At 49.1% G+C, this 1104-nt stretch carries 10 tRNA genes; all 10 read right to left on the reverse strand.

Annotated features, from left to right (window positions below):
- Positions 1–150 precede the first annotated feature (150 nt).
- Positions 151–234 (reverse strand) — tRNA-Leu (locus tag ACVPON_RS04780).
- Positions 235–247: 13 nt separating this feature from the next.
- Positions 248–319, reverse strand: a tRNA-Gln gene (locus ACVPON_RS04785).
- An 11-nt stretch (positions 320–330) separates the two neighbouring features.
- Positions 331–403 (reverse strand) — tRNA-His (locus tag ACVPON_RS04790).
- A 10-nt stretch (positions 404–413) separates the two neighbouring features.
- Positions 414–484, reverse strand: a tRNA-Trp gene (locus ACVPON_RS04795).
- A 7-nt stretch (positions 485–491) separates the two neighbouring features.
- Positions 492–572: transfer RNA gene (locus ACVPON_RS04800), tRNA-Tyr, on the reverse strand.
- A 14-nt stretch (positions 573–586) separates the two neighbouring features.
- Positions 587–659: transfer RNA gene (locus tag ACVPON_RS04805), tRNA-Phe, on the reverse strand.
- A 15-nt stretch (positions 660–674) separates the two neighbouring features.
- Positions 675–748, reverse strand: a tRNA-Met gene (locus ACVPON_RS04810).
- Positions 749–762: 14 nt separating this feature from the next.
- A tRNA-Ser gene (locus tag ACVPON_RS04815) sits at positions 763–852 on the reverse strand.
- A 7-nt stretch (positions 853–859) separates the two neighbouring features.
- Positions 860–931 (reverse strand) — tRNA-Glu (locus tag ACVPON_RS04820).
- Between the two features lie 27 nt (positions 932–958).
- Positions 959–1032, reverse strand: a tRNA-Asn gene (locus ACVPON_RS04825).
- Positions 1033–1104 lie beyond the last annotated feature (72 nt).

Consider the following 1104-nt stretch of genomic DNA (forward strand, 5'->3'; position numbering starts at 1 on the left):
GAAAACTTTAAAAAACGCATTTTGATTGCTTTAAACGTAAAGAAAGAGAGAACCAAGTTCGTCCTCTCTAGGTGTTAGCTTTTCATCTACCCACTACAGTTGACAAAGAGCCCAAAAAGACAAGGCTTAGAAACCTTGTCATATGAACTATACCGGCGGCCGGGGTCGAACCGGCACGTCCGTGAAGACACTGGATTTTGAGTCCAGCGCGTCTGCCAATTCCGCCACGCCGGCTAATATATAGTAACTGGGGTAGCTGGATTCGAACCAACGCATGAGGGAGTCAAAGTCCCTTGCCTTACCGCTTGGCTATACCCCAATAATAAAATAGGCGAGTGATGGGAATCGAACCCACGAATGTCAGAGCCACAATCTGATGTGTTAACCACTTCACCACACCCGCCATATTAAAACACGGGCAGTAGGAATTGAACCCACACTGAAGGTTTTGGAGACCTTAGTTCTACCTTTAAACTATGCCCGTAAAGGTATGGAAGGGGAGGGATTCGAACCCCCGAACCCGAAGGAGCGGATTTACAGTCCGCCGCGTTTAGCCTCTTCGCTACCCTTCCAAAATATTAAATAATGGCGCGAGACGGAATCGAACCGCCGACACATGGAGCTTCAATCCATTGCTCTACCAACTGAGCTACCGAGCCAGATCCACAATCTAATTGCGGGAGCAGGATTTGAACCTACGACCTTCGGGTTATGAGCCCGACGAGCTACCTAGCTGCTCCATCCCGCGCTATTTATACTAAAAGGAGGATGTGGGATTCGAACCCACGCACGCTTTTACACGCCTGACGGTTTTCAAGACCGTTCCCTTCAGCCGGACTTGGGTAATCCTCCAACTTTATAGTCCGTACGGGATTCGAACCCGTGTTACCGCCGTGAAAAGGCGGTGTCTTAACCCCTTGACCAACGGACCATAAACAACATTAAAGATTTCTCTTTACTCCGCCAGTAGGACTCGAACCTACGACATCATGATTAACAGTCATGCGCTACTACCAACTGAGCTATGGCGGATTCTAGCTAAGCGACTACCCTATCTCACAGGGGGCAACCCCCAACTACTTCCGGCGTTCTAGGGCTTAACTT

It is taken from the genome of Streptococcus sp. 1F3 (assembly GCF_054968985.1).